The following is a 20,199-nucleotide window of genomic DNA, read 5'->3' as shown; positions in this document are numbered from 1 at the left end:
GTCAGTCGATCGTGATGATGTGCTCGTCGCCGAGGGCGTCGACGCCGGCGCCGATCCGCACGGCGTAGCGCCCTGGTTCGGCGATCCAGGCATGCTCCTCGACCGACCAGTGCTGGAATGCCCGCCGCGGGATCTCGATGGCGATCGGGGTGGCGACCCCCGCCGCGGCACGGACCGTCGCGAAGCCCGCGAGCCAGAGCGCGGGGCGGTCGATCGCGGAGTCGTCCACGCGGGACACGAAGGCCTGGACGACCTGCTTGCCGTTGCGGCCGCCGACGTTGGTCACGGTCGCGGAGATCCGCGCGCCCTCGTCCGAGAGGATGGCCTTCTCGTCGGCGATGCGCCATCGCGTGTATCCGAGTCCCGACCCGAAGGGTGCGACGGGCACGGGGCCGTCGGGGCGTGCCCCCCAGGCGCGGTAGCCGATGTGCAGACCCTCGTCGTAGGCCAGCCTGCCGTCCTGCGGGGTCGTGTTCCACACCGGCACGTCCTCCTGCGCGCGGGCCCAGGTCGTGGTCATCCTGCCGCCCGGTTCCACGGCGCCGCGGAGCACATCGGCGAGGGCGGTGCCGAACTCCTGCCCGGGGAACCAGCTCAGCAGCACCGCCGCCACCTCGTCGATCCACGGCATGAGCACGGGGGCGCCGGAGTTCACGACCACGATCGTGCGGTCGTTGACGGCGGCGATCCGGCGCACGAGGTCGTCCTGACCCTCGGGAAGAGCGAGGGTCGGGCGATCGAAGCCCTCGGACTCGATGCTGTCGCTCGTGCCGACCACGACGATCGCGACGTCCGCGTCCCTGGCGGCGTCGATCGCGCGCTGAAGCTCGGCGGCCGGATCGCCGAAGACGCTCTCGGTGCCGAGGAGGATCATCGCGAACGGGAAGCCCCCGGGCAGGAACGGCACGAGATCGAGCTCGATCCGCACCTGCTGCCCTGCCTCGAGGTCGACCTCGGCGGAGCGGACGGGCGGATGCAGCACCCCGGAGACCAGGTCGTCGGCCAGGGGCGCGATCTCCTCGTCCACCACGGTCTCGCCGTCGATGCGGAGCGTCGCGCGGCCCAGGCCCGCGAACCCGATCCGCTGCGGGCCGGACTGCTCCGCGGTGTAGACGGTGCGGAACTCGAGCCGCTGGGACCGGGCCAGTTCGGGGGCGAAGAGCCAGCCGAAGCGTCCGGAGGGGAACGTCTCGGCGCCGAACTCCTCGCCGGACTCGCCGATGTAGTGCACCTGCGTCCCCGCCTCGCCGTCGGGCGTGGTGAGGGCTCCCCGGGAGAAGGGGCGCAGTTCGGCGACGGGCGGCAGACCCGGTGCCGCGACGGCGCCGGGGAACGCCTCGGCGATGCCGTCCCACGGCGAGTGCTCGACCGCCGGGAACACCATCGCGGAACCGCCGCCCTGACCGCGGCCGTGCTGGGCGTGCTGGCCGATCACCGCGACCTTCGGCGCGCCTTCGAGGGGCAGCGTCCCGTCGTTGCGGATGAGCACCATGCCGTCCGCGGCGGCCTCGCGCAGCAGCTCGGCGATCGCGGGCGCCGTCCATGCCGGGACGTCCTTCGCCGCGGGCGCCCCCTCCAGTGCGCCGATCCTGGCCGCAAGACGCAGCAGGCGCTCGACCTTCTCGTCCAGCGCGGATTCGGGGACCTCGCCGGCCTGCACGGCTGCGATGAGCGCGGCGCCCCACGGGCCGTCCGGACCCGGCATGACGAGGTCCTGCGCGGCGTTGGCGCTCTGCACGGTGTCCTTCACGCCGTTCCAGTCGGAGACCACGACGCCGTCGAAGCCCCACTCGTCCTTCAGCGGGGTGCGCAGCAGATCGTTCGATGCGGCGTGCGCGCCGTTGACCTTGTTGTACGAGGACATGACCATCCAGGCGCCCGCCTGCACGGCCCGCTCGAACGGGGCGAGGTAGAGCTCGCGCAGCGTGCGCTCGTCGACGATGACGTCGACGCTCTCCCGCTCGGTCTCGCTGTCGTTCGCGATGTAGTGCTTGGGCGTGGCCGCGACGCCTTCGGCCTGCAGCGACTCGATGTACGCGGCGGCGATCTCGCCGGTCAGCCACGGGTCCTCGCTGTACGCCTCGAAATGCCGGCCGCCGCGCGGGGAGCGGTGCAGGTTGATCGTCGGGCCCAGCACGACTCCCACGCCCTTCGCACGCGCCTCGGCGGCGATGAGCTTCCCGAGCCGGCGCACGCGATCGAGATCCCAGGCGGCGGCGATCGAGGTGGCGGAGGGGAGGCTCGCGGACGGATCCCGGTCGTCCATCGCGGGTCCGCGGACGCCGGTGGGGCCGTCGGAGACCATGATCGACGCCAGGCCGACGGCCGGTTCGGAGGCGAGGGTCCACGTCGAGGCACCGGTCAGAAGGGTCACCTTCTGCGCGAGGGAGAGCCGGGATACGAGTGCGGGCAGATCGGGGGTCATGCGGTCATCCTTTTCGGGTAGGGGCGGTCGGGGTGTCAGCGTCCGCGGACGGAGGGCGCGGCGAAGAAGGCGAGGCCGTCGCGGCGCCAGAGCGGCTCCTGCGCGGCGAGACGGGGGCGGAGGTCCTCCCACGGGCGAGCGGGGCCCGCGTCCCAGGCGCGCTGGGCGAGCGCGGGCAGGCGGGGGAGGAGCAGGAAGGTCAGGTCGTCGAAGCTCTGAACCGTCTCGCACCAGATGGCCGCTTCGAAGCCGATGATGTCGAGATCCGAGTCCTCGTCGAAGCCGGGGATCCGAGCGGTCGCGACGCTCTCGATCGTGACCGCCGGATAGGTCGGGAGGCCGAGCCGGGAACGCAGGGCCTCTTCCTCCGGCTCCGCGGACGGTTCGGCATAGGGGGCATCGAGGTATGCGACGTCCGTGCGGGACATGATGACCCTGGCGCGCTGCGCGATCATCCGCCGAGGGTCGCCCCCGGCCTCGCCGAACGTCGTCGCGAGCATGTCGATGAGCCGGGGCGGAAGCATGCGGAAGAAGGGGTTCTCTCCGGCGTCGGGGAGGGGGTCCTCGCCGATCCAGAGCTGGACGAGTTCGCCGGGTTCGGCGGCGGAGCGGACCGTCTCCTGCCAGCCGACGGGCTCCTTCCCGTGCGCGCGGACGATCTCCCTGGTACGGGTGACGAACGCGTCGTGCAGCTCCTGCGGCATGCCGAAGGCCTCGTCGCCGCCGATGTGCAGGTACGGGCCCGGTGTGCGGGCGGCGACGGCGCCGATCACCTCGTCCACGAACGCCCAGACCTCGTCCTTGCGCGGGTCGAGGAACTGCGGGGCGAAGTCCTCGGCGGCCATCCGCGCGGTCGCCTCCATCGGGTCCGCGATCACGGGCTGGGCGATGCCGGTGGGCGACAGCTCGGGGTAGGCGGCGATCGCGGCTCCGCTGTGACCGGGCATGTCGATCTCGGGGACGACGGTGATGTGCCGGGCGGACGCATGCGCGACGATCGCGCTGAAGTCCTCCTCCGAGAAGTACGGGGTACCGGGCGGGGTGAGGGCGGGCCGCGAAGGGATCTCGAGGCGCCAGCCCTGCTCGTCGGTCAGGTGCAGGTGCAGCACGTTCATCCGGTACCGCTCGAGCAGGTCGATCACCCGCAGCACCTCCGCGCGGGAGAAGGCGTTGCGGACGACGTCGAAGGAGAGTCCCCGCCAGGCCAGCGCCGGGCCGTCGAGGATCCGCACGGCCGGGATCGAGAGAGCGGACCCCTGACGCGGCGACTGCTCCGCGAGGGCGCGGAACACCGTCGTCGCGTGATGCAGGCCGGCCGCCCCGCTGCCGACGAGGCCCGCGCCGTCCGGGTCGACGAGGACCGAGAACCGTTCGGTGTCGAGGGGCGACCCGTCCGGGCTCACGCCGCGAGCAGGCGGGATCGCGGCGATCCCCTCGTCGGAGGGCTCCACGAGGAGATGGATCCCTCCGGGCGCCGACGCTCCCGTGCGCGGTGCGCTCGGCCGCACGCCGGTCGCCGCGTGCAGGCTCTCGACGAGGAGATCCGCGAGCGGGAGGAGGTCGGGGGAGGCCACGGTCACGGGGGCGCCGTCGGACAGCGAGAGGATCCCGTCGCGCTCCTCGGCGAGGCGCGGTGCGGGCAGGAGCAGGGCGGCGGGATGGTTCATCGAGATGTCCTCTGGTCAGGCGGGTTCAGCGCACGGTGCGGATGGGGAGGACCGCGAGAGCGCCGGCGATGCCGATCGCTCCGACGACCAGGAACAGCGGCCCGTAGCCGAGCGACATCACGAGGAAGCCGGCCGCGGCGGGGGCGATCGTGCCGGGGAGCGTCGCCGCGAGGTTCAGCACGCCCAGATCCTTGCCGTAGGCCTCGGGGTCGGGGAGCACCGTGGCCATGAGGGCCTGGTCGACGGCGACGAAGGCGCCGAAGCCGATCGTCACGATGACGGATTGCAGGATGAGGCCCGTGACGGTCGGGACGAGGAACGGGATCGCGGCGCCGAGGGCGATGAGCAGGCCCGCGACGAGGACGATGGGCTTGCGGCGGCCGATGCGGTCCGAGAGGGGGCCGGAGACGGCGGTCGCGATGAGCAGCCCGGGGAGGGCGATCAGGCTCAGCAGCGGGACGAGGGCGGTCGCCTCGGACAGGGTGAGACCGATGTAGTCCTGCGCGATGTAGAGCGAGTACGTCGAGGTCATGTAGTACCCGCCGAAGAGCAGGATCCGGCCCGTGAACCCCCAGAAGAAGTCCGGGTGGCGGACCGGGTTCACCCAGAACGCCGAGAGGAACGCGCCGATCGAGAACGGTCGGCGCGGCTCGCCGCGGTTGTCGCGGCCGCGCACCAGGAGCGTGAAGAGCAGGATGAGCACCACGACGAGTCCCGTGACGGTGGCATATCCGAGCGGGATCCGGCGGACGAAGAAGGAGCCGAGGATCGGTCCGATCACGGCGCCGAGCAGCACCCCGAGCCCGACGAACGTCGAGTAGCGGCCGCGGAAACGCTCCGGCACCCGGTCCGGCAGCAGGGCCGAGAACGGGCCCTGCCACGCGTTGAACCCGAACTGCACCACGAGCATGCAGACCGTGAGGGCCGCCAGGTTCGGCGCGAGGCCGGCGGTGAGCAGGCCGACCGTGCCGATCGCGGCGCCGGTCAGCATCCAGGGGTGCCGGGATCCCCATCGCGAACGCGTGCGATCGGACAGCACGCCGAAGACCGGCTGCGCGAGCATCGCCGCGATCGCGGACAGGGAGTTGATCAGCGCGAGGTGCTGGACCTTGGCGGCGGGGTCGAACCCCTGCACCTGGATCGCCATGAAGAAGCCCGCGACGCCGTAGGCGATCGGGGCGGCCGCGGCGGCGAACGGCGCGAGGCGGAACAGGCGGCGCAGGTCGACGGGCAGCTTGTCCGTTGACAGGCGGGGGTCGCGCTCGATCGTGGGCGAGGGGGCGTCAGCGTTGGTGGACATCGATGTCTCCAGGGCGAAAGGACTCGGGGATCCTGATTCCGGGAGCATCGTCACTCTCGGACAGTGTCACCACCGTAGTGGTAAGTATTCGGATCTGCAAGACTCGATCGATCATGGAGAACGAGACGAAGGCGCGCGGCAGCTACCGCACGGGACGCGAACGGGTCGAACGGATCCTGGACGCGGCGCACGAGCTGTTCATCGCGCAGGGCTACCGGGCGACCTCGCTGCGGGACATCGCGCGCGCGGCCGGCGTCTCGCACCCCGCCGTGCTGCGCTACTTCTCGTCCCGCGGTGAGATCCTCACGGCCCTGATCGCCCGTCTGGACGCCGAGAGCGCGGCGCGCTGGGAGCGTCGCGGGGCAGAGGGCGAGGAGGTCATGTCGGCGTCGGCGATCGCGCGGGCGGGGCAGGCCGTGCCCGGCTGGATCGAGCTGTTCACCGCGCTGCTCGGAGAGGGCACGAGCCCGACGCACCCGGGGCACGCGCTCATGCTGGAGCGCCGTCGCGCCGGCATCGCTCTCGCGGTGGATTCCTACACGGCTCTGGGATCGACCGCGGCGCAGCGCGAGCGGGAGCTGCGATTGCTCGTCGCGGGGTGGGAGGGGCTGCAGATCCTCTGGCTCTACTTCCCGGGCGAGATCGATCTCGTGGGTCAGCTCGCACGGCACGAGAGCGATCTCCCCGCCACCGCCGCCGCGGAACCCGTCGTCCCCGCCGAGGCCTCCCCGCGGGCCGCGGACGACGGCGAGGTCATCGCCGCGGCCGCGCGACAGTACGCCGCGCACGGTTACTACGAGACCTCGATGCAAGCCGTCGCCGACGATGCGGGGATCACCCGTGCCGCGCTCATCCACACCGCGCCGACGAAGCGCGCGCTCCTCGACGCCGTGCTCTCCGGGCTCTTCGGCGCGCCCGCGGATCATGCCGAGGTGCTCGGGCTCACCGCCCGGCCGAGGTGGGTCACCGCGGCCGAGGTGGTCCTGATCTGCGAGGCGACCGTGCCGTCCCACCCGGCGCACGTGTTCTTCCGCGAGCGCCTCTCCGCCGCCCGGGCATCGGTCGAAGGCATGCTCGCGGACGAGGGCGTGCGCGACCCCGCGATCGAGGCCGACTGGGTCGTCGGATCCTGCCTCGGGATCCTCATCGCCTGGCTCTACGAGCCGGAGCTCGTGGATCCATCGTCGCTGCTGCAGGGGATCCTCAGCCGCGTGCGCTCCGGCGCCCGGCGCTGACCGCCTCCCGCGCGGGTGCCGGCGGGTCAGCGCGCCGAGAGGATCGCGCTCGCGTCGAACACCACGGAGTCCGGCGTGTAGGTCCCGTCGAGCTGGAACAGCAGGTACCGGGCGGCGCTCCCCAGGTACTCGTGTCCGCACCCGGCCGCGGTCTCGACGGCGTCGCGGTGCGGGCGGACGCGGTCGAGATCGAGGAAGGTCAGGGCGTTCGCCGCCTCGAGCCGGGACCACACGCTGTCGTGGTCCCGCAGGATCCCGGCGAGCACGCGGTACGCGGCCTCGTCGCCGGCGATCCGGGCGAGCGCCTCGGCGGCGGGGATCACGACGGACGGGTCCGGATCCTCGAGGACTCGCCGCAGGGCCACGGCCGCCGGCCCCGGGGCCGGATCCGGAGCGAGGGCGAGCAGGCCGATCGCGCCCCAGCGCCGCACCGTCGGATCCGGATCCCGCAGCGCGGCGAGGAAGTCCTCGACGGCCGAGGCGTCCCGATCCGCGCCGCGGTCGGCGAGCGCGAGCACGCGTTCGAGCGGATACGCGCCCGGTGCGCGGCTCTCGTCCCAGCCCCGCGCGGGCGAGTCCTCGGCGAGGAACCCGTTGTCGTGCACGGCGAGGATGTGCGCGCGCAGCGCGGTGCGCAGCTCCTGCTCCACCTCCGCATGCGCCGCGGATCCGGCGAGGTTCACGACCTCGTGCGGGTCGCTCTCGAGGTCGTACAGCTCCGCCCCCGGGGCGGGGCGCCACCAGCGCTCCTGCGCGGCGTCGAGCCGGCCGTCCAGATGCGCCCGCTCCCACGCGCGGTAGCCCGCGGCGTTCCACGCGAACGCCTGATGCTGCAGATGCGGGCGGTGCGGCGTGTAGTTGCGGATGTAGCGGTACCGCCCGCTGCGCACCGTGCGCGCCAGCTGGTAGCGCTCGTCCATGCGGTTGCGCGCGCTGTACGCATGAGCGGGCAGGGTGCGGGTGAGGGGCTCGGCGCCCATGTGCGCGGGAGCGTCGAGCCCGGCGAGACCCAGCAGGGTGGGGGCGATCGCGAGCGTCGACACCGGTGAGGGGACGCGCGTGCCGGGGGCGCCCAGAGGCGCGCCGAGTCGCTGCGGGGTCGCGATCACGAGGGGCACGTGCACGCCCTCCTCGTAGAGGAATCTCTTGCTGCGCGGCATGACCCCGCCGTGGTCGGAGGTCAGCAGGACGATCGTGTCCTCGGCGAGCCCGTCCTCCTCGAGCTGGGCGAGGAGGCCCGCGACGAACGCGTCGTAGGCGGCGACCGCGGAGTAGTAGACGGAGAAGTCGCGGCGCACCGCGGGGTCGTCCGGCAGATAGGGCGGGACCTCGATGGCGTCGAGGGGGATCGCGGGAGGGAAGGGCTTCCGGTCCATCTGGGCGAGGAACGGCGCGAGCGCCGCCATGAACGGCGAGTCCTCGTCGAACACCGCGGATTCGTGCGAGGCGTCGAAGTTGAACACCGCGACGAACGGCGCGCCCTCTGGACGGTTGCGCCAGTGCGCCGTCGCCGAGCTCTCCGCCCAGATCGCGTCGGGGTCGAAGGAGGCGTTGTAGTCGGTCTTGGCGTTGTTGGTGCAGTAGTAGCCGGCGTCCCGGAAGAGCTCCGGATAGGTGGTCATCCAGTCCGGCACCGACGCCGAGGACCGCATCCGGTCGGCGGGGGAGTGGCTCTCGGGAGCGATGCCGGTGAGCAGGCCGAACCGCGAAGGGGCGCACACCGGGGCGGGCGAGCTCGCCGCCGTGAAGACGACGCCGCGCTCCGCGAGCGCGTCGATCGCGGGGGTCGCGGCGAGCCGGTCGCCGTAGCAGCCGAACCACGGCGGGCAGTCCTCCGAGACGATCCAGAGCACATTGGGGCGCTTATCCGAGTCCACGTCGACCTCTTTCTAACTACCGAGTACTCAGTAGTTATAACAGAGAGGATGAGAACAGCCAACCGTGCCGTGATCCGCGGGGCGCGCCGCGGGAGGTCAGTCCCGCGTGAGCGGGGCGACGGCCGCATCGAAGGCGGCGATGAGGTCGAAGCCCGGGCGCAGCAGGTACTGCAGCTGCAGTCCGTCCATGAGGGCGATGACCTGCGACGCCGCGTCCTCGGCGTCGAGGTCCTGGGCGAGCCGCCCGGCGCGGACGTCGCGGCGCAGATAGTCCCTGAACTGCACGACCGCCCCGCGGTAGCGCCGCAGGAAGTAGTCGTGGGCGGGATGCTCGGGATCCGTCGCCTCTGCGGCGAGGGTCACGAAGAGCCGCATGAATCCAGGGCGTTCCAGGTTCCGGCGCAGGATGTGGCGGCAGGACTCGAGGGTCCCGCCGCTCGCGTACGCGGCGTCGAGGGCCTCCTGATCCGCCTCGTTGCGGCGCTCGAGGGCGGCGAGCAGCAGGTCCTCCTTCGTGGGGAAATAGTGCAGCAGCCCCTGGATGGTGAGCCCGATCTCGTCGGCGACGGTCTTCAGGGATCCCTGTCGGTAGCCCTGGCGCCCGAACACGGCGACGGCCGCGTCCAGGATCTGCGCCCGGCGCTCCTCGGGGTTGAGGCGGGCTGCCCTGGTGCGCCGGGTCGGCGTCGACTGATCCGTCATGTCCTGATCGTATCGATTTCGGCGGAGATCTTGCGCTATCGACTGAGTACTCGGTAAATATGGAGGACCCGCCAGAGAAAGGCCACACCGCCGTGGACGAAAACCGCACCGATGCCGCACCCCTCGATCCGATGGCCGCGACGGCCTCCGTGACGGCCCGAGATCCGCAGCCGCCTGCGGCGCCCGAGAGGCTCGTCACGGCCGGCTTCCAGACATCGCTGTTCTTCGCCTTCCTCGGCACCTGGACGGCGCTGCTTCCCGCCACCGGCATCACGCTCGCGCTCAAGGTGAACCAGATCGATCCGGCAGGCAAGGCTACGAGTCTCTCGCTCGTCCTGGGGGTCGGCGCATTCGTCGCCCTCGTCGCGCAGAACATCTTCGGCGCCCTGAGCGATCGGACCTCGAGCCGCTTCGGCATGCGCCGCCCGTGGATCCTGGGCGGGATGGTGACGGGGGCGGCGAGCCTCATCGGGCTCGCCTTCGCCTCGAACATCCCGATGCTGGTCGGCGCGTGGGCGCTCACCCAGCTGACGTTCAACATCCTGCTCGCCGGCCTCAACCCCGTCATCCCCGACCAGGTGCCGCGGCGCCAGCTCGGCCGGGTCTCCGGTCTCATCGGGATCACCCAGGTCCTCGCCGGCGTCGCCGGTGCGTTCCTCGCGCAGGCGTTCCTGCCCAATCTCACCGCCGCGATCCTCATCCCCGGCATCGCGCTGCTCGTGCTCGTGACCGTGTTCCTCTTCGTGCTCAAGGACCGCCGGCTGCGTCGCGAGGACGTCGCCCCCTTCGACCTGCTGCTGTTCCTGAAGGCGTTCTGGACGAGCCCGCGCAAGGCCCCCGACTTCGCCCTCGCCTGGGTCTCGCGCCTGCTCGTGACATTCGGCAACACGACCCTCGCCAACTACCAGCTCTACTTCCTGCTCGATCGCTTCGGGTTCACCCAGGCGAACGTCGGGCCGGCCGTGCTCCTGCTCACGCTCATCGGCGCCGCGACGACCATCCCCACGAGCATCCTGCTCGGACGGCTGTCCGATCGGCTCGGGCGACGCAAGATGTTCGTGCTGATCTCGGCGATCGTCGTCGCGATCGCGCACGTCGTCGCCGCGATGGCGCCCTCGTTCGCGGTGTTCGTGATCGCCGCGGTCGTCGCCGGACTCGCGCTCGGCGCGTATCTGGCGGTCGATCAGGCGCTCATCGCCGAGGTGCTGCCCTCCCGCGGCGACGTCGCGAAGGACATGGGCGTGCTGCATCTCGCGAACGTGCTGCCGCAGACGCTCGTCCCGGTCACGGCGCCGCTGTTCCTGATGATCGGCGGCGGCGACAACTACGCGGCGCTCTTCATCGGGGGCGCGATCATCGCGATCATCGGAGCGGTCGTCAACCAGTTCATCCGATCCGTGCGCTGACGGAGACGGCGAAGCGGCCCGTCCCCGGAGGGACGGGCCGCTTCGCCGACCGAGCGGGCGGTGCGGCGGATCAGGCGGTGAGCTCGAGCCGGCGGGCTTCGAGTTCGTCGGCGACCTTCCTGACATCGCGCGGGTAGGTGCGGTACAGGATCCCCAGCACGGCCGCGTTGACGAGCATGAGGATCACGAGCACCCAGAGGAACACGGCCTGCAGGCCGAGCGCGTTCGCGAGGAAGCCGGCACCGATCGAGAACACGGCCCAGCCGATCGCCTCGAAGATCGTGATCATGATCGCGAAGGCCTGGCCGCGCAGCTCGGGCAGGGTGATCGCCATGATGATCGGCCGGTTCACGCCAGGGTTCATGCCCTGCGCGATGCCCATGAGCCCCCAGATCAGCGCGTAGACGCCGATGCCGGTGTAGGCGAACTGGGTGCCGAAGAACGCGACGACCGCGAACAGCACCTGTGCGGCCTGGATGTAGGCGACACGGCCGCGCCGCGGGGCGCGACGGTCGAGGACGCCGACGAGGAAGCCTCCGCCGAGCGTGCCGAGGAAGTAGCCGATGCCGAAGGGAAGCGCCGCGATCGCGGCGGTGGCGTTGTCGAACCCGCGCACCGTGACGAGGAACTGGATGCCGAACACGCCGATCAGCAGGTGTCCGGAGAGCAGGCGGGAGACCATCATCACGACATAGGAGGGGACCCGGAACAGCGACATCACGCTGCGGAAGGTGGGCTTCACCTCGGCGCGCTTCTCGGCATCGAGGCCGGCGAGCTGCTTCTCCGCGGCGCCGACGCCCGGATCCTTGAAGAGCGCGAGGATCGCGGCGCCGGCGAGGATGCAGACGCCGCCGAGCGCCCACATGCCCCAGCGCCAGCCGTCGGCAAAGTGCGAGAGCTGCGCGATGAGCGGGCTGAGGACCGCTCCGATGCCCGCGGCGGCGCCGTAGAAGATGCCGACGGCGCGGGCGCGGTTCTTGTCGTCGAAGAGGTCCGAGACCACGGCGTTCGCGATGGGCTGCGCACCGATGAGCGCGGCGGCCATCAGCGTGTTGAAGATCAGGAGGGCGAGGAAGTCGCTCGAGAAGCCCGCGGCGATGCCGAACACTCCGGCCAGGGCGGTGCTGAGCGCCAGAGCCGTGCGGCGTGACGTCCGGCCGGAGATCCAGACCCAGGCGGGTCCGAACGGCACCGAGATGATCTTCCCCGCGGCCGCGAGCAGGCCCAGATGGCCGTTGTCGAGACCGAGGGCCTTCGCGATCGTCGGGAACAGCGTCGTGGTCAGGCCGCCCTCGGTGCCGTCGACCACGAGCATGCCGGTCAGGGTGAAGAGGTTGCGCCAGCGGTGCGGCACATGCGCCGCCTTCTCGGCGCGGATGACCGAGGTGGGCGTGCCCGCCGGCGGCGCGAGGGGAGGGGCGGATTCGGGTGCGGACATGGGGGTCTCCTGGATCATCGTCGATCGTCGAGCGGGCTGGGGTGAGGGGTGGAACGGTGAGAGATGGAACGTGAGGGATGGAACGTGAGGGATGGAACGGTGAGGGGTCAGAGGGCGGAGAGGTCCTGGGCGACGCCGCGCAGCAGCGCCGGGGGCAGGGCGATCATCGCCGCGAGCTGGTAGAGCGAGGTGCTGCCGAGCATGCCGAGCGTCTCGGTGTGCACGAGCTGCGGCACCGCGCCCCGCAGCACCTCGAGCGCGAGCGGATGCGAGAGCAGCTCGGGCAGCGGCGTGCCGAGGCCGAACCGTCCGGCCGGGAAGTCGTCGAGCGGCGGGAGCGGCTGGGCCGCGGCCGTCGCGAGGGCGGCCTGCGCGGCGACGAGCAGATGCTCCTCGCCGGGTTCCGCGTCCGCGGGGATCCCGAGCCGGGCGTACTGGCTCTCCGGGGCGTCGTTCTCCTGCAGGAGCCGGGCGAGCAGGCGCAGCATCCGCAGCTCCTGCGCGGGATCGTCGAGCGGTCGCAGCTGCTGCGGATCCTCCTGCAGGTCGAACAGCAGCGTGCCGTGCAGGAACGGGCTCACCATCGCGGAGCCGCGCAGCCGCAGCGGGCGCACGCCCTTCATGAACGGGAACGGCTCGGCGAGCTCGGCGCCCGCGAACTCGGCGGGCGCGAACCGTCCGCGCATGTGCGTCGGCATGAGCGTGTACTCCTCGAGCGGTGCGTTCTGCGGCGTCGCGCATGCGCGCATGTAGACGTAGCGCCCGTCCGTGACGTTGACATGCCCTCCGTGGATGCCGAAGAGCGCGCCCTCGTGGACCCTCGCGGGGGAGGCGTCCTCATTCTCCTGGGACTCGGATCCGCCGGGGCGGAGCGCGATCCCGAGCATGTCCTCGGTCGGCGCGACGTCGAAGAGGTCGAGCAGGGTGGGCGCGATGTCGATGGTCTGCACCAGATCGTCGTTGCGGGTGCCGGCCAGGCCCGTGCGCGGGTCCCAGAGGAAGGCGGGGAGGTGCACGAGCTCCTCGAACCAGGGCTGCACGCTCTTCGCCCACCAGCCGTGCTCGCCGAGGAGGAAGCCGTGGTCGGTGTTCACGAGCAGCAGGGTGTCCTCCCACATGTCGTGCTCGTCCATGAAGTCCAGCACCCGGCCCAGCGACCGGTCGCACATCGAGACGAGCGCCTTGTACTCGTAGCGGGCGTGCTCGACCTGATCCTCGGGCTCGGTGACCTTCGCGTACGGCGGCCAGTCGAACTCGGGGCCCTCATAGCGATGCGGGTAGAGCCGGCGGTACTCCTCGTACGTGAAGAACGGCTCGTGCGGATCGAAGCACTCGATCTGCAGGAACCACTTGTCCGCATCCGCGTTCGTGGCGAGGAACTCCAGGCCCGCGTCGAAGGTGCGGGTCTGCGGATGCTCGCTCTCGCGCGCGAGATATCCGCGGTTGATCGCGTCCTGGCGCTGCAGGCGGTCCTTGAAGCCGGTCGACGGACCCATCGCCGCCACATCGGCCTTCCAGGTGTCGCCCTCCTGACCGCGGAAGAACTCCCAGGTCGTGTAGCGCGTGTGATAGGTCGCGCCGCCGTCCTCCCAGTAGTGCGGATGATCGCTCGCGAGGTGCGTGTGCACGCCCGCCTTGCCGAGCATCTCCGGCATCGAGTCGTCCCAGGGCTCGAGCGGGCCCCAGGAACGGTGCAGGAAGTTGTGCCGCCCGGTGTGCAGCTCGCGCCGGGCGGGCATGCACGGCATGGATCCGGCGTAGAAGCGGTCGAAGGTCACGGTCCGCTCGGCGAGACGGCGGAAGTTCGGGGCGTGGATCTCGTCCGAGCCGTAGGGCGGCAGCAGGTGGCGGTTCAGGCTGTCGAACATGACCATGATCGCGCGCATCAGCGGGTCGCTCCGCTCGCGGACGTCTCGGACGTCTCGGGGGCGGTCCGGTGCGACGACCCCTGGTGCGAGGAGGCGGGCGCGGATCCGATCACGCCGTCGAGCAGGTCGCGGCGCAGTTCGCGCAGCATGTCCATGTAGCCGTCGATCGCCGCCATGCCGTAGACGTGCAGGCGCTCGTTGAGCGCGGCGGCGAACTCGTAGTCGAACTCCACGTCGGGGGCGACCTGCAGGGTGCGATCACGGAGGCGGAAGCGCGCGACCTGCTCCTCGCGGGCGGTGAGCTCGGTCTCGATGAGGTCGATGAGCTGTTCCCTGGTCATGAACCCCGCGAAGCTGAGGCGCGCGCCGAACTCCGGATCCTGGAAGCGGCTCGGCGGGCTGTAGGGACCGGTGAGCCAGTCGAGCAGGACGGTCATGCCCTCGGGGGTGACCCGGTAGATCTTCGCGTCCTGGGCGCCGGGGCGGTCGTCGACCGTGAAGACGACCCATCCGCGCTCGACCATGCCGGCGAGCGAGCGGTACACCTGGCTCATCGTCGTGTTCGAGCGCAGGAAGCGTCCGTGCGTATCGAGGTAGCGCTTGATCTCGTAGCCGGTGGACGGCTTCTCGCCGATCAGGCCGAGGAGGAGGTGTTCGAGCTTCATTGATCCAACCTATGACTCTTGTGTCATCCTCGCGATGACAGACCGAGGATGACACAAGAGTCATGGGTGCGTCAAGAGCCGACCTCCGCGACGGCGCAGAGGTCCGGGGCGTACGGTGGCGAGGTGGAGACTCTCGACCCGCTGCCCGACCATCCCGCCCCCGACAACCCGCAGGGCAAGCTCGTGCTGCTGCGGCACGGCGAGACCGAATGGTCGCGCAGCGGCCGGCACACCGGCCGCACCGACATCCCGCTCACCCCGCGCGGCGAGGAGCTGGCCCGCCTGGCCGGAGCGCTCGTCACCGGATACGACTTCCGTCTCGTCCTGTCCTCGCCGCTGCAGCGCGCCCGCCGCACGGCGGAGCTCGCGGGGCTGCAGGCCGACGTCGATCCGCTCCTCGTGGAGTGGGACTACGGCGGGTTCGAGGGGCGCACGACCAAGGACATCCGCGCGGAGCTCGGCTACAACTGGAGCGCGTTCACGCACGGCGTGATCCGCGGGGAGACGCCGGGGGAGACCGTCGAGGAGGTCGCCGCGCGCGCCTCGCGCGTGCTCACCCGGGTGCTGCCCGCGATGGTCGAAGGCGATGTCGCGCTCATCGCGCACGGCCACTACCTGCGGATCCTGACCGCGGTGTTCCTGCGTCAGGCGCCGAGGTTCGGGGCCGCGATCACGCTGGACGCCGGATCCGTTTCCGTGCTCGGCTTCACCCGCGAGCAGCCCGCGATCCTGGCGTGGAACCACGGTCCGCAGCTGCCTCTGGTGCCGTCCGAGTCCTGAGAGGAGTCCGACGGCCTCTTCCCTCATTCGAAGATATGTTCTACAATGGGGTATGGCCATCTTCGATCCGCACCTCGTCCGCAGTGACGAGATCGTGGATCGGTGCCGCGAGATCGACCGACGGATCGCCGCCCTCGAGGCGGAGAAGTCGGCCCTGCTCGGAGCGCGGGTGCAGCTGCTCCTCGACGAGGTTCCCCCCGGTGCCGACGGGTTCGAGAGCGCTGAGCGGTCGATGTTCGCGGAGGTCTCCGCGGGCCTGCGCATCTCCCGGGCGGCGGCGGTTCGAGCGCTCGCGACGGGATGGTCTCTCAACGACCGTTTCCCGATGACGAGGGCCGCGCTCGCCGCCGGCGAGATCTCGCTGCGGCATGCTGTCGTGATCGTGCAGGCGGCGGCGCCGCTCGATATCGCGGATGTCGACGCGCACCACCGGTACGAGGGGCTCGTGGTCCCCTGCGCGGTGGCGGAGACGGCGCCGCGTGCGGAGGCTTTCGCGAGGTCCGCGGCCGCCGCGGTCGCCCCGCAGAGCACGACCGAGAGGCATCGCCGTGCCCGCGCTGATCGGCAGGTGCGGGTCACCGACGTCGACGACGGGATGGCCTGGTTGGAGATCCTGATGCCTTCGCCGCTCGCGCACGCCGCCCAAGATCGACTGACGGCGATCGCCCGGCAGCTCCGGCTGACCGGCGACGCCGAGGCCGGCGGTGCGTTCCAGGGGCCGCACGCTCCTCAGGCCGGCCAAGAACTCAGCGACGACGACCGGCGACGGTTGGCGCTGTTCGCGTCCATGGCGGAAGACCTCCAGGAACCGGCCCGTGATACTCGGTCTCTCGATGAGATGCGCGCCGACATCGCGACGGATCTGCTGCTCGCCTCCGACACCGATCTGATGCCCGAGAGCGGTATCGACAGCATCCGCGCCACCGTGCAGGTCACGATCGCCGCACCGACCCTGACCGGAGCCGACGACCGGCCCGCCGAGCTCGACGGGCATGGTCCGATCGATGTGGACCTCACCCGGCGCCTCGCGGCGACGGCCGACGTGTGGGACCGGCTCTTCCTCGACGCTCGCGGGATGCTCACCCGCACCGACACCTACGCCCCCACGGAGCGGATGCGACGATTCCTGCGAGCCAGGGATCAGCGCTGCCGGTTCCCGGGGTGCCGGATGCCGGCCCGTTCCTGCGACCTGGACCATAACCACGACCACGCCAAGGGCGGCCCCACCGATCTCGGCAATCTGTCCTGCCTGTGCCGCGGACATCATGCGCTGAAACACCCCGACCTCGACGATCGCTGGCGATGGCACGCCATCCCGCAGCCTGGCGGCATCATCGAATGGATCAGCCCGGACGGCCGCACCTACATCGACGAGCCCCCACGGCGCGTCCAATTCGTCTGAGCAGCTTCCGCACTTCTCCCGTCAGGGCTTCTCCTTCAGGTTGTCGGGCGCGGGGATCTCCTCCGGGCGGTAGCGCGGCAGGCGCGAGGCGGGGAGGGCGGCGATCGCGCTGATGCCGGCGAGCACGAGGAAGCCGAGCCGCAGGGTGCGCAGGCGCTGCTCCTCGTTGATCGCCACCGCTGCGTCGATCTGCGCGGGGGTCGCGTCGGTCTCCTCGAACTTGGCCTTCAGGGCGTCGTTGCTGAGGAAGTTCACCTGATCCAGGTCGACCTGCGTCATGATCTCCGGCGGCAGATCCTTGTGCGCGGCGACGGCCTGCGTGAAACCCATGCTGAGCAGGGTCACCAGCAGCGCCCCCATGACCGCCGTGCCCACGGCGCTCGCGAGGTTCTGCGTCGTGCCGCGGATGGATCCGACATCGCCGGCGAGGGTCTTCGGCGCCGCGGTGACGAGCACGTTGAACACGAGCGTGACGAGCGATCCCTGGCCGATGCCGAAGACGACGAGGCCGAGGATCGTCGGGAACGTCTCCCAGTTGTTCGTGACGACGATGGACAGCCAGATCAGGGCGAGGGTGGTCAGGGTGAACGAGAACAGCGCGATCGTGCGCGGGGCGAAGCGCTTGTAGAACCGCACGATGAGGGTGGCGGTCACGAACACGGTGAGGTTGAACGGCATCATCGCGAGAGAGGTGTCGAACGGCGTCCGCCCCTGCACCACCTGGATGTAGGTCGGCACGGTGAAGTTCACCGCGGCCTCCATCGCCACGATGATGAACATCGCGTAGACTGCGGCGCGCTCGGAGCGCTTGCCGAGCACGCTCAGGTCCACGAGCGGCACCTTGCCCAGGCGCATGCGCCGTCGGGTCCACAGGAAGAAAGCCTGGCCGAACATCACGCCGACCACGACGAACAGCGGGGCGGGGGAGAGGCCGAGCACCGAGAACGGGGCTCCGGGCTCGGCGAGCAGGATGCCCCACGCGTTGAGGTTGTTGAAGCCCAGCGTGAGCAGCACGACCGCGGCGCCGATCAGCGCCGATGCCACGAGGTCGATCCGGATCGCGGGGTTGCCGCGATCGCCGCGCAGTCCGAAGCTCAGCGCGAACACGGCGATCGCGAGCGCGAGAGTGATGAAGAAGACCGGACGCCAGCCGACGAACGTGCCCAGCGTGCCGCCGATGAGGAATGCGCTGATGCCGGAGAACGCGCGGGCGGAGCCGAGCGACCCCACCGCGGTCGCCTGCTGCGCGCCGCGATAGTTCTCCGCGATGAGCGCGACGAGCGAGGGCACGATGATGGCGGCGGATGCGCCCGCGAGAACCTGCCCGCCGATCGCCCAGCCGATCGAGGTCGCCGTGATCATCAGGACGCTGCTGAGCGCGAACACGGCCACCACGATGCGGAAGATGAGCACCCAGCCGACCCTCTGACCGAGCTTGGCGCCGGTCATCACGAGCGCGGCGACCGCGAGCCCGTACACGACGATGGTCGAGCTGGCCGTGGTCGGCGGCACGCCGAAGTCCTCGACCATCCCGCCCAGCGAGATCGGCAGGGCTGCGACGTTGAAGGACATCAGCACCTGGGCGAGGAAGAGCCCGATCATGGGCGCCCAGGAGCGTCGCTCCTCGACGGGCGGGGTGACGGGGGAGGTGACATCGGTCATGAGGACTCCTTCACAGCGGTCGGATCCGTCAGGCGCCGGGGGCGTGGGTGCCACGAGGTGCGGAGGCGAAGAGGTTGAGGCCGAGAGCGCGGGAGAGGAACGCGCACGCGCGCTGACCTCGCACGCTGTTGCCGGCCTCGTCGAGGCGGGGGGAGAAGGCGCCGATGGCGCCTTTACCGGGGGCGATCGCCACGATGCCGCCGGAGACGCCGGACTTCGCCGGCAGACCGATCTCGAACAGCCACTCGCCGCTGCGCTCGTACATGCCGCACGATGCGAGGAGGGCGAGGGTGTCACGCGCGGTGTCCGCCGAGACGACGCGCTCGCCCGTGAGCGGGTTCACGCCGCCGTCGGCGAGCGTCGCCCCCATCGCCGCGAGATCCTGGGCGGTCACGGCGAGCGAGCACTGCCGCGTGTAGATGTCGACGGCCTCGTCCGGCGCGATCGCGAGCCGATCGTAGCTCTGCAGCAGGCGCGCGAGGGCGTGGTTGCGGTGGTTCGTGAACGATTCCGACCGGTACACCTCGCCGTCCAGGGCGAGCGGTCGTCCGGCGAACCGGCTGAGCCCGTCGCGGATCCGCTGCCAGCGCTCCTCGGCGTGCGCGCCGGGCACGAGCGCGGTCGTCGCGATCGCACCCGCGTTGACCATCGGATTCATCGGGCTGCCGTCGTTCAGCTCGACGGCCACGACCGAGTTGAACGCGAGTCCCGTGTTGTTCACGCCGACGGTCTCGCGGATCGTGTCGTGCCCGATCTCGTCCGCGGCCAGGGCGAAGACGAAGGCCTTCGAGATCGACTGCACGGAGAAGGCGACGCCGACCTCGCCCGCCGCATGCGCACCGCCGTCGACGTCCACCACCGAGAGACCGAACCAGGCCGGATCCGCCTCCGCGAGGATGGGGATGTAGTCGGCGACGGCCCCGTCGTCGTGGCCGGAGTAGCGTGCATGCGCAGCGGCGACGAGTTCGTCGATCCGCGCGGTGTGCGGGAGCGCGCCGGTGAAGCTGAGTTGCGGGACATCGTTCACGGCGGCCTGGAACACGTCGTCTCCTCTGACGGCACCAGTATTCCGCAGAGCGCCGTCCGGCGACAGAGGGCGCCCGCACACCGACGCCCGGGAAACGCCCTGGTGGGAAGGGCGTTCGGCGATCGCGCCTCAGTCGCCGAACGCGTCCGGCGCGGTCTGCGGCGGCGCCGGCGGCACCGGGATGGCCCCGGTGTGGCCCTGGCTCTCGTAGTCCGGGCGGGGCGGCTGCCGGCGCTGGTGCGCGCCCTCGCCGCCGAGGCGCCCGCCGTAGGGGCGGCCGTGGTCGGCGAACTCGTCGCGCACGAACACCAGGCGCCAGTCGCCCGCGGTGAAGCGCGCGCCGGTGTGCAGCGTCTCGACCGGGCGCCCCTCCTCCTCGGCGGCCTTCGCGATGTTCGCGCTGGTCTGTCCGGGCCCGACCATCTCGAGGTCGTAGTCGTCGTGCCCGTCGTGGCGGATGATCGCATGCACCGCGTCGATGCCCTCGAGGCGGATCTGGCAGTCCGCGCCGGATCCGATCCGGGTCTCGTCCTCCGTGATCTCGTGCACCAGGTGCGTGTCCTCGCGGGTGATCAGCAGATGAGGATGCCCCGCGCCCCAGTCCGCGTGCGTGGTGGTGCCGCGCTGCTCCTGCGTGTTCATGTCCGACCTCCTTCGCGGAGGCCGGGCGACGCGGATCATCGGTCCAGGACGCTCAGCGGGGTGTCGCCCTGGTCTCTCGCATACCGCGATCGTAACCCCGGCC

15 protein-coding genes are annotated in these 20,199 nt (G+C 71.0%); 4 read left to right on the top strand and 11 right to left on the bottom strand.

Annotation, left to right across the window (positions count from 1 at the left end; translation table 11 throughout):
* Window position 1 precedes the first annotated feature (1 nt).
* Genes ACIPY5_RS18645 through ACIPY5_RS18635 form a run of 3 tightly spaced genes read right to left on the bottom strand, consistent with a single transcriptional unit; the run spans window position 2 to window position 5,392 of the window.
* On the bottom strand, window positions 2-2,425 hold the full coding sequence (locus ACIPY5_RS18645) for a beta-glucosidase (RefSeq protein ID WP_400973439.1): 2,424 nt from the start codon (window positions 2,423-2,425) through the stop codon (window positions 2-4).
* Between the two features lie 35 nt (window positions 2,426-2,460).
* The gene (locus ACIPY5_RS18640) at window positions 2,461-4,092 is read right to left on the bottom strand and encodes a family 20 glycosylhydrolase (protein WP_400973436.1); all 1,632 of its coding nucleotides are present in this window, start codon (window positions 4,090-4,092) and stop codon (window positions 2,461-2,463) included.
* A gap of 25 nt (window positions 4,093-4,117) precedes the next feature.
* Window positions 4,118-5,392 (bottom strand): MFS transporter, encoded by a 1,275-nt coding sequence (locus ACIPY5_RS18635; RefSeq protein WP_400973433.1) that lies wholly within the window; start codon window positions 5,390-5,392, stop codon window positions 4,118-4,120.
* Between the two features lie 113 nt (window positions 5,393-5,505).
* On the opposite strand from ACIPY5_RS18635, the gene ACIPY5_RS18630 reads away from it, so the two are divergent.
* Window positions 5,506-6,627, top strand: coding sequence for a helix-turn-helix domain-containing protein (locus tag ACIPY5_RS18630; protein WP_309340411.1), 1,122 nt, complete (start codon window positions 5,506-5,508; stop codon window positions 6,625-6,627).
* A 26-nt stretch (window positions 6,628-6,653) separates the two neighbouring features.
* On the opposite strand, the gene ACIPY5_RS18625 is transcribed toward ACIPY5_RS18630, so the two are convergent.
* Together ACIPY5_RS18625 and ACIPY5_RS18620 are read right to left on the bottom strand one after the other, a co-directional pair.
* Window positions 6,654-8,504 (bottom strand): sulfatase-like hydrolase/transferase, encoded by a 1,851-nt coding sequence (locus tag ACIPY5_RS18625; protein ID WP_400973429.1) that lies wholly within the window; start codon window positions 8,502-8,504, stop codon window positions 6,654-6,656.
* Window positions 8,505-8,600: 96 nt separating this feature from the next.
* Window positions 8,601-9,206: a TetR/AcrR family transcriptional regulator gene (locus ACIPY5_RS18620; RefSeq protein WP_309340407.1), complete on the bottom strand. Its 606-nt coding sequence runs from the start codon at window positions 9,204-9,206 to the stop codon at window positions 8,601-8,603.
* Between the two features lie 92 nt (window positions 9,207-9,298).
* Here ACIPY5_RS18620 and ACIPY5_RS18615 point away from each other — a divergent pair, with 92 nt between their 5' ends.
* Window positions 9,299-10,612, top strand: a complete 1,314-nt coding sequence (locus ACIPY5_RS18615; protein ID WP_400973426.1) for an MFS transporter — start codon at window positions 9,299-9,301, stop codon at window positions 10,610-10,612.
* 70 nt (window positions 10,613-10,682) lie between these two features.
* Here the strand turns inward: ACIPY5_RS18615 and ACIPY5_RS18610 are convergent, their stop codons facing one another.
* From ACIPY5_RS18610 to ACIPY5_RS18600, 3 genes are all read right to left on the bottom strand, one after another.
* On the bottom strand, window positions 10,683-12,050 hold the full coding sequence (locus ACIPY5_RS18610) for an MFS transporter (RefSeq protein ID WP_400973423.1): 1,368 nt from the start codon (window positions 12,048-12,050) through the stop codon (window positions 10,683-10,685).
* A 107-nt stretch (window positions 12,051-12,157) separates the two neighbouring features.
* Window positions 12,158-13,924: a sulfatase gene (locus tag ACIPY5_RS18605; protein WP_400973420.1), complete on the bottom strand. Its 1,767-nt coding sequence runs from the start codon at window positions 13,922-13,924 to the stop codon at window positions 12,158-12,160.
* An 11-nt stretch (window positions 13,925-13,935) separates the two neighbouring features.
* Window positions 13,936-14,583, bottom strand: a complete 648-nt coding sequence (locus ACIPY5_RS18600) for a PadR family transcriptional regulator (protein WP_309340400.1) — start codon at window positions 14,581-14,583, stop codon at window positions 13,936-13,938.
* A gap of 123 nt (window positions 14,584-14,706) precedes the next feature.
* Here ACIPY5_RS18600 and ACIPY5_RS18595 point away from each other — a divergent pair, with 123 nt between their 5' ends.
* Window positions 14,707-15,363, top strand: coding sequence for a histidine phosphatase family protein (locus tag ACIPY5_RS18595; protein WP_400973416.1), 657 nt, complete (start codon window positions 14,707-14,709; stop codon window positions 15,361-15,363).
* A 52-nt stretch (window positions 15,364-15,415) separates the two neighbouring features.
* Entirely contained in the window at window positions 15,416-16,765 is a 1,350-nt protein-coding gene (locus tag ACIPY5_RS18590) for a DUF222 domain-containing protein (protein ID WP_400973413.1), read from the top strand.
* A gap of 21 nt (window positions 16,766-16,786) precedes the next feature.
* Here ACIPY5_RS18590 and ACIPY5_RS18585 read toward each other — a convergent pair whose 3' ends face one another.
* The 3 genes from ACIPY5_RS18585 to ACIPY5_RS18575 all read right to left on the bottom strand — a co-directional run bounded on the left by ACIPY5_RS18585 (window position 16,787) and on the right by ACIPY5_RS18575 (window position 20,096).
* Entirely contained in the window at window positions 16,787-18,427 is a 1,641-nt protein-coding gene (locus ACIPY5_RS18585; protein WP_309340394.1) for an MFS transporter, read from the bottom strand.
* A 28-nt stretch (window positions 18,428-18,455) separates the two neighbouring features.
* Entirely contained in the window at window positions 18,456-19,469 is a 1,014-nt protein-coding gene (gene glsA / locus ACIPY5_RS18580) for a glutaminase A (RefSeq protein ID WP_400973408.1), read from the bottom strand.
* A 114-nt stretch (window positions 19,470-19,583) separates the two neighbouring features.
* Window positions 19,584-20,096 carry an FHA domain-containing protein gene (locus tag ACIPY5_RS18575; protein ID WP_400973407.1) on the bottom strand — a complete coding sequence of 171 codons (513 nt, stop codon included), beginning with the start codon at window positions 20,094-20,096 and terminating at the stop codon, window positions 19,584-19,586.
* Window positions 20,097-20,199 lie beyond the last annotated feature (103 nt).

The organism is Microbacterium sp. NPDC089698 (assembly GCF_044749045.1).
Classification (GTDB): domain Bacteria; phylum Actinomycetota; class Actinomycetes; order Actinomycetales; family Microbacteriaceae; genus Microbacterium.
The sequence above is the reverse complement of the archived record's forward strand: the minus strand, read 5'-3'. Positions and strand labels throughout refer to the sequence as shown.

Excerpts from the sequence above, each read along its gene's own strand:
- ACIPY5_RS18645 (WP_400973439.1), bottom strand. The coding sequence starts at position 2,425 with ATGACCCCCGATCTGCCCGCACTCGTATCCCGGCTCTCCCTCGCGCAG.
- ACIPY5_RS18640 (WP_400973436.1), bottom strand. The coding sequence starts at position 4,092 with ATGAACCATCCCGCCGCCCTGCTCCTGCCCGCACCGCGCCTCGCCGAG.
- ACIPY5_RS18635 (WP_400973433.1), bottom strand. The coding sequence starts at position 5,392 with ATGTCCACCAACGCTGACGCCCCCTCGCCCACGATCGAGCGCGACCCC.
- ACIPY5_RS18630 (WP_309340411.1), top strand. The coding sequence starts at position 5,506 with ATGGAGAACGAGACGAAGGCGCGCGGCAGCTACCGCACGGGACGCGAA.
- ACIPY5_RS18620 (WP_309340407.1), bottom strand. The coding sequence starts at position 9,206 with ATGACGGATCAGTCGACGCCGACCCGGCGCACCAGGGCAGCCCGCCTC.
- ACIPY5_RS18610 (WP_400973423.1), bottom strand. The coding sequence starts at position 12,050 with ATGTCCGCACCCGAATCCGCCCCTCCCCTCGCGCCGCCGGCGGGCACG.
- ACIPY5_RS18605 (WP_400973420.1), bottom strand. The coding sequence starts at position 13,924 with ATGGTCATGTTCGACAGCCTGAACCGCCACCTGCTGCCGCCCTACGGC.
- ACIPY5_RS18600 (WP_309340400.1), bottom strand. The coding sequence starts at position 14,583 with ATGAAGCTCGAACACCTCCTCCTCGGCCTGATCGGCGAGAAGCCGTCC.
- ACIPY5_RS18590 (WP_400973413.1), top strand. The coding sequence starts at position 15,416 with ATGGCCATCTTCGATCCGCACCTCGTCCGCAGTGACGAGATCGTGGAT.
- ACIPY5_RS18585 (WP_309340394.1), bottom strand. The coding sequence starts at position 18,427 with ATGACCGATGTCACCTCCCCCGTCACCCCGCCCGTCGAGGAGCGACGC.
- ACIPY5_RS18575 (WP_400973407.1), bottom strand. The coding sequence starts at position 20,096 with ATGAACACGCAGGAGCAGCGCGGCACCACCACGCACGCGGACTGGGGC.